This window comes from Streptococcus sp. oral taxon 431 (genome assembly GCF_023115445.1).
In the GTDB taxonomy this organism is placed as follows: domain Bacteria; phylum Bacillota; class Bacilli; order Lactobacillales; family Streptococcaceae; genus Streptococcus.
This window is the reverse complement of record NZ_JALDUI010000005.1, coordinates 105879-112443: the sequence shown is the minus strand read 5'-3', so window position 1 is coordinate 112443 and position 6565 is coordinate 105879. Positions and strand designations below refer to the sequence as shown.

Genomic DNA, 6565 nt, shown 5'->3' with positions numbered 1-6565 from the left:
AATGCTCGGTGTTTAAAATCTGTACTATATGCCATAGCTTTATTATAACATGTATTTTATAAACTAAGATACTATATCAGCGATATAACCTTTTCGTTCAACTGCATTAGGAATCATCTTCCAAAAAGTCATACCCGCCTTTTCCATCACACGACCAGAGGCGGGATTTAAACTTGCATAGCAAGCATCAACCTCTTCAAATCCAATCTTATCTAGACAGTATGATAAAACTGCCTTCAAGGCTTCTGTCATGAGTCCTCGTCCCCAGTAGTCCATCCCCAAGATATATCCGATCTCACAGCTAGAGTTTTCTTTATCCACACTGACCAGACTAATATCTCCAATGACATAGTCTGGATTTTCTTTGAGACAGATGGCCCATTTGTAGTAATTTGGATCGTCATAGATTTTTACCCAATTGCCAATAGAGTTTCGAGTCTGTTCGACATTCAGGTGTGGATCCCAAGTAACATAGGTTAGATTTTCTAAGCGTGAAGCCCAATTATCAAACATGGCTCGAGCATCACCTTCCACAAATCTCCTCAGTATCAAACGTTCTGTCTCAATAGTTTGTGTACCAAGTGCTTTCATAATCGTAACTCGCTTTCTATTTTATGGATGGGTTTAAACTTGTATTGACCTATCTTACTTTCCTATTTCAAGTGATAAAGTGAAGAAGGCCCACTGGACCTTCTTCACTTTATCATTCTAGGCTCTGGGTAAAAACACTACACTCATAAACATTGAGAAAACAACAATTTCCTCTAATTTCATGACGCAGTCGCTGTCTGGCTTGAAATGCACTTTAGCAAGTTTTTTCAAGCCTAGTCATCGTTGCGGGGGTGAGACAACGAAATCGAACTCTTCTAGTTACCTGTTCTTCCTCATTTACCCCTTTCAAGACTCGGGGTAAAAAGGTCCCCAGGACCTTCTTCGCTTTCTCATTTCTATGCTCAGGGTAAAAACCTCCACTGGAGGTTATTCTTGCTTTCTAATTTCTAGGCAAGAAGGTAAAAAGGTCCCCAGGACCTTCTTCACTTTCTCATTTCTATGCTCAGGGTAAAAACACTATACTCATGAAAATTGAGAAAACAACAGTTTCCTCTAATTTCATGACGCAGTCGCTGTCTGGCTTGAAATGCACTTTAGCAAGTTTTTTCAAGCCTAGTCAATCTTGCGGGGGTGAGACAAGGAAATCGAACTCTTCTAGTTACCTGTTCTTCCTCATTTTCCCGTTTCAAGACTCGGGGTTCAAGGTCCCCCGGACTTTCCTCGTTCTCCTGTTTCTAGACTCGGGGTAAAAACCTCCCCCGGAGGTTTTTACTCCCAAAACTTATCAAACACTGTGATTGGTAGGTGGCGTTTGTGTTGTCCTTTATACCACCATTTTTCAATGGTTGCTTGGGCTTCTGGGCTGACTTGTTTACCTTCGAGGTAATCATCAATTTCGTTGTAAGTAACTCCCAAGGCTACTTCGTCTGCAATACCTGGTTTTTCTTCTTCCAAATCCGCTGTTGGAATTTTTTCATAGAGGGCTGGATCAGCTCCGAGCTCCTTCAATAGTTGTTTTCCTTGACGTTTGTTGAGGCGATAGAGAGGAAGAATATCTGCACCGCCGTCACCGAACTTGGTAAAGAAACCTGTGACATTTTCTGCAGCATGGTCAGTACCAATAACTGCTCCACTATGAGCTCCTGCGAGTGCATATTGGGCAATCATCCGGCTTCTAGCCTTGATATTCCCTTTATTAAAGTCTGACATTGGACTACCAGTAGCCTCTACTGCCGCTGCCATTGCATCTACAGAATCCTTGATATTGACCACCAAACTCACATCTGGCTGGATAAAAGCTAGGGCTTTTTGGGCATCATCCTCATCTGCTTGAATTCCATAAGGCAGGCGAACTGCTATAAATTTATAAGAATCATCACCGGTTTCAGCTCGCATTTCTTCCATAGCTAGTTGGGCAAGGCGACCAGCTAAAGTCGAGTCTTGGCCACCAGAAATTCCTAATACAAAACTTTTAAGGAAAGGATGTTTTTTAAGGTATTTTTTCAAAAAGTCAATGGAACGACGGATTTCTTCTCGGGCATCAATGACTGGTTTAACGCCTAGTTGTTGGATAATGGTATCTTGCAAACTCATTCTTCTTCTCCTTCACCTAGAGCTTCCTTACGCATCTTATCAATCAAGTCCATCTTGTCTTGCCATACATCACGAGCCAAGTCGACAGGGTAATGTTGTGGGTTCAGAACACGTTTGTATTCGTCCCATAGCTTATCAAATTCCTTACGAGCATAGGCTTGAATTTCAGGTAAACTTGGTAAATCATAGACTAGCTTACCTTCCTTGAAAATGTCTACCAAGAGAGGAACAGCATCAAAATTACGAACGGTTTTCTTGATGTAAGTATAGGTCGGATGGAACATCTTAATTTCCGTCATACTAGTAACATCTACACCATCGTATGTAATGTAGTCACCTTCAGACTTGCCTTTTTCACGGCTGGTGATACGCCAAACTTGTTTCTTACCTGGTGTTGAAACCTTCTCTGCATTGTTTGAAAGTTTGATAGTATTGCGCATCTGACCATTTTCATCTTCAATGGCAACAACCTTATAAACTGCTCCTAGAGCTGGTTGGTCATAGGCTGTAATGAGCTTAGTCCCAACACCCCAGACATCAATCTTAGCTTTTTGCATTTTGAGGTTAAGGATGGTATTTTCATCAAGGTCATTGGATGCATAAATCTTAGCATCCGTAAATCCTGCCTCGTCCAGTTGTTGACGAACTTTTTTAGAAATATAGGCGATATCACCAGAGTCAATACGAACTCCCTTAAAGTTAATCTTGTCACCTAATTCTCTTGCAACCTGAATGGCAGCAGGAACACCGATGCGAAGAGTATCGTAGGTATCCACTAGGAAGACACAGTTTTTGTGAGTTGAGGCATAAGCCTTGAAAGCCTGATAGTCATTCCCATAGACTTGAACCAAGGCATGGGCGTGAGTCCCTAAAACCGGAATTCCAAAGAGCTTACCAGCACGTACATTACTAGTCCCATTGGCACCACCAATGACAGCGGCACGAGTTCCCCAGATAGCTGCATCCATCTCTTGCGCACGACGTGTTCCGAACTCCATCAAAGGCTCATCTTCAATGACCGAGCGAATACGAGCAGCCTTGGTCGCAATCAAGGTTTGAAAATTAACAATATTTAAAAGAGCTGTTTCAACCAATTGACACTGTGCCAAAGGACCTTCCACTTGAACAATCGGTTCATTGGCAAATACCAAGTCCCCTTCCTGAGCAGAACGTACGGTCAACTCTAGCTTGAGATTACGAAGATATTCCAAAAAGTCTCCATGATAACCCAGTGACTCTAGATAAGCAATATCGCTATCAGAAAAGCGTAGGTTTTCTAAGTAGTTCACAATTCGTTCCAAACCTGCAAAAACAGCGTAGCCGTTTTTAAACGGTTGTTGGCGGAAATAAACTTCAAAAACCGCTTTCTTGTTATGAATCCCTTGGTCAAAGTAAACCTGCATCATGTTAATTTGATACAAATCCGTGTGCAATGTTAAACTATCATCTGGGTACATATACTGTCCTTCTTCCTTATTTGTAAAAAGATGAAAATGTTTCTTCTTTTCTCATAAATTAGTACTATTATAACACATTTTATCGATATTGATAAAAAGCTAACAAGCTATTCTATGCTCTCAAGTTCATCCATATCCTGCTCAAACTTTTTCTGAGCCCATTCACCATAACTTTTTAAGCCTAAGTTTCCAATAAAGACCCAAGGAAGATAAAGGAGATATGTAATGACCCAAGCAGACAGGTATTTAACGTTCAAAGGATTGTGCTGATAAATTTCGATATTGAACTGGTAGTTTTGGAGCATCAAGATAGCTGTAATCACTAGAGTTAATAACAGGCAGCCTAAAATTGTAAAATGAAAACGACTATAATAGGTCACACCTAGACTTCGAGCACGGTTGAAAAAATAAAAAGTCCCAATAATGATAATGATGAGCATCATACTCGGATTAAAAAGAGATGGAGCCAATACAGCAACCAAATAACTTAGAAGCACAAGCCAAATGAAGAGGGTAAAGGATTCTGCCCCTGCTTTATTCATCAGTTGTTCTTCTCTTTCGTCTAGTAATTGATAATAATAAAATCTATTTTTCATCTTCTTCCTCCCAAAATAATTGATCTAGAGTTTTCCCTAAGCATCTGCAAATGGATTGGCAAAGTGAAAGCGAAGGATTGTACTTTCCAGCTTCTATCAAGCCGATAGTCTGGCGCGTAACCCCTACAGCTTCTGCCAAGTCACCTTGTGTCATATCAAGCTCTACTCGAGCGAGTTTTAATTTTAAATTCTTAGCCACTTCTTACCTCCTCCTTAATTTTAAAAGTCGCGCTTCTTTTTTCAACTTTATTATATCATATATTTTACATTATGCAATATATATCTTTCTTTTTGTGCGATTTTTTTAACAAAAATTCCCTACCACCTAAATGATAGAGATTTTTCTGCTTATTCAAATCTTTGTAAAATATCTACGACATCGCTTCTTTTCTTGATTTGGTAGGCTTTGATGCCTAAACTTTCTGCCATCTTGGTATTATCTTTTACATCATCCAGAAAAATACAGTTTTCAGGATTCAGATCATATTTATGGAGGATTTCTTCAAACATTTTTGGATCTGGTTTGATGGCCTTGATATTGCAAGAAAGAATGAATCCATCTAAGATTTCATTTAAAGGAGAGAGTTGTTCCTCTAATAATTCATAAAAAACTGGTGATGTATTTGACAAAACAAAAATACGATGGCCTTTTTCCTTTAAACGTACCAGGAGAGGAAAGACTTCGGTGTAAATTTCAATGTAAAAAGGCCAATTCCAGACTACTTCTTGAACCTTTTCTTGATAAATGCTTCCAATCATGGAAACCACTTCCAAGACCAACTCTTCTCTGGTCAGGGTTCCGAGATCTAATCTTTCCCAAAGACCTGATTGAAAGATCGCCTTGTCCAATATCATATAATCCTTCTCTGTTTTTACCACACCTCGTAAAATCTTATCCTTGTTCCATTCTAATAAAACATTTCCCATGTCTAGTATAATATCCATTATCCACCTCTATTGCTAATTGATACTCTTCAAAAATCAAATTCAAACCACGTCAGCTTCGTCTTGCCGTACTCAAGTACAGCCTGCGACTCACTTCCTAGTTTGCTCTTTGATTTTCGTTGAGTATGAATAACTATCTTTGCTTCAATCTCTATTTTTATGTTATAAATCTTTTTGATAATAGTGCCTTTGTCCTGTGTAGGGATAGTCTGTTAAAGTAAAGACTTCCTTGTAGCCCTGCTTCTGATAAAAGTTTGGCGCTTGGAACTGATAAGTATTGACAAAAACGTAGCGACAGTTTTTCTTCTTAGCTTCACTTTCTGCTTGTTGCAATAGTTGGGAGCCGATTCCTTGTCCTCTGAATTCCTCTTTCACGAACAAATACTCGATTTCTAACCAATTTCCAAAAGTCTCTGCTACTAAGCCAGCCATTAGTTCCCCCTTATCATCTTCGACATAAAGGTTAAGTGGCTCGCTTTCAGCTTTTTCTCTCTTTGAACGATTATAAGAACGAATCAAATCGCCTATTTCTTGCGCTTTCTGAGATTCTATATTTTCCAATCTAATCTGCATCAAAATCTCCTCGACTATACTTTATAGCTTGATTATAGGCCTATTTTTCTCAGTTCTCTTAATATCGAAAAAGCCCCCAGAAGAATATCACTTCTGAGAACTTTCTCATTAGTCTTAATGTGGAAAAATTCTTGAAGTTGAGTTAATCCATCACTAATAACTAGTTTTTTATATTTTTCTTTCTCTTATTTGAGATTATTCCAAAATGAGCCGTTGCTAAAGCAATAATACCTGCCAACTCAAAACCATAACCATATTCACTACTTGTATTTGGTAAATAACCCTTAGTTCTTATGGTTGTTTCTTTTGACGAAAGAGGTTCAGAAGACGATTGATTCATCACTACTGGCTCTAACTTAGTATTTATCACAATAGAAGCCCCTGGATGCTCTTTCGTAATATTATTACGTTCAATTCTATTAACCTCAATTGGTGCAACATCGGGAACTTGTGATACCTGTTTTGTTCCTCGATAAACCTTCTTAGATTGCGGTTCAATACGTGATAATTCTCTTTCTGTACTTAATTGCAACTCACTATTTACATAAATGTCTGTGATTTCTACTAAAACTTTTCCGTTTATTGCTGCAACTTCTCGAACTTTGCCTGCATCGAGACTTGAATCATCAACATATTCAATCTTATCTGTCTTAAGAACTCGACTTTCTTGACGAACCTTAGTTTCAATAATAGCCTCTGGTTTATTATTCTCCATTGGTGCAACATCTGGGACGTGAGATACCTGTTTTGTTCCTCGATAAACCTTCTTAGCTTGCGGTTCAATACGTGATAATTCTCTTTCTGTACTTAATTGCAACTCACTATTTACATAAATGTCTGTGATTTCTA

The 6565-nt window shown here is 38.8% G+C and carries 8 protein-coding genes; all 8 read right to left on the bottom strand.

Annotated elements, in window-relative coordinates:
- Positions 1–63 precede the first annotated feature (63 nt).
- Positions 64–591 carry a GNAT family N-acetyltransferase gene (locus M1R56_RS04815; protein WP_248034792.1) on the bottom strand — a complete coding sequence of 176 codons (528 nt, stop codon included), beginning with the start codon at positions 589–591 and terminating at the stop codon, positions 64–66.
- Between the two features lie 729 nt (positions 592–1320).
- Entirely contained in the window at positions 1321–2145 is an 825-nt protein-coding gene (nadE, locus tag M1R56_RS04810; protein ID WP_248034791.1) for an ammonia-dependent NAD(+) synthetase, read from the bottom strand.
- Positions 2142–3602: a nicotinate phosphoribosyltransferase gene (locus tag M1R56_RS04805; protein WP_248034790.1), complete on the bottom strand. Its 1461-nt coding sequence runs from the start codon at positions 3600–3602 to the stop codon at positions 2142–2144. Before M1R56_RS04805 ends, nadE begins: the two co-directional genes overlap by 4 nt.
- Positions 3603–3709: 107 nt before the next feature.
- On the bottom strand, positions 3710–4198 hold the full coding sequence (locus M1R56_RS04800) for a DUF6773 family protein (RefSeq protein ID WP_248034789.1): 489 nt from the start codon (positions 4196–4198) through the stop codon (positions 3710–3712).
- Positions 4188–4397 (bottom strand): helix-turn-helix transcriptional regulator, encoded by a 210-nt coding sequence (locus M1R56_RS04795; RefSeq protein ID WP_001107501.1) that lies wholly within the window; start codon positions 4395–4397, stop codon positions 4188–4190. Before M1R56_RS04795 ends, M1R56_RS04800 begins: the two co-directional genes overlap by 11 nt.
- A 149-nt stretch (positions 4398–4546) precedes the next feature.
- Complete coding sequence (locus tag M1R56_RS04790) at positions 4547–5143, bottom strand: HAD family phosphatase (RefSeq protein ID WP_248034788.1); 597 nt, start codon at positions 5141–5143, stop codon at positions 4547–4549.
- A gap of 162 nt (positions 5144–5305) precedes the next feature.
- Entirely contained in the window at positions 5306–5716 is a 411-nt protein-coding gene (locus tag M1R56_RS04785; protein ID WP_248034787.1) for a GNAT family N-acetyltransferase, read from the bottom strand.
- Between the two features lie 160 nt (positions 5717–5876).
- A partial coding sequence (locus M1R56_RS04780) for a hypothetical protein (RefSeq protein ID WP_248034786.1) occupies positions 5877–6565 on the bottom strand: 689 nt, incomplete at its 5' end.

Excerpts from the sequence above, each read along its gene's own strand:
- M1R56_RS04785 (WP_248034787.1), bottom strand. The coding sequence starts at position 5,716 with ATGCAGATTAGATTGGAAAATATAGAATCTCAGAAAGCGCAAGAAATA.
- nadE (WP_248034791.1), bottom strand. The coding sequence starts at position 2,145 with ATGAGTTTGCAAGATACCATTATCCAACAACTAGGCGTTAAACCAGTC.
- M1R56_RS04815 (WP_248034792.1), bottom strand. The coding sequence starts at position 591 with ATGAAAGCACTTGGTACACAAACTATTGAGACAGAACGTTTGATACTG.
- M1R56_RS04805 (WP_248034790.1), bottom strand. The coding sequence starts at position 3,602 with ATGTACCCAGATGATAGTTTAACATTGCACACGGATTTGTATCAAATT.
- M1R56_RS04790 (WP_248034788.1), bottom strand. The coding sequence starts at position 5,143 with ATGGATATTATACTAGACATGGGAAATGTTTTATTAGAATGGAACAAG.
- M1R56_RS04800 (WP_248034789.1), bottom strand. The coding sequence starts at position 4,198 with ATGAAAAATAGATTTTATTATTATCAATTACTAGACGAAAGAGAAGAA.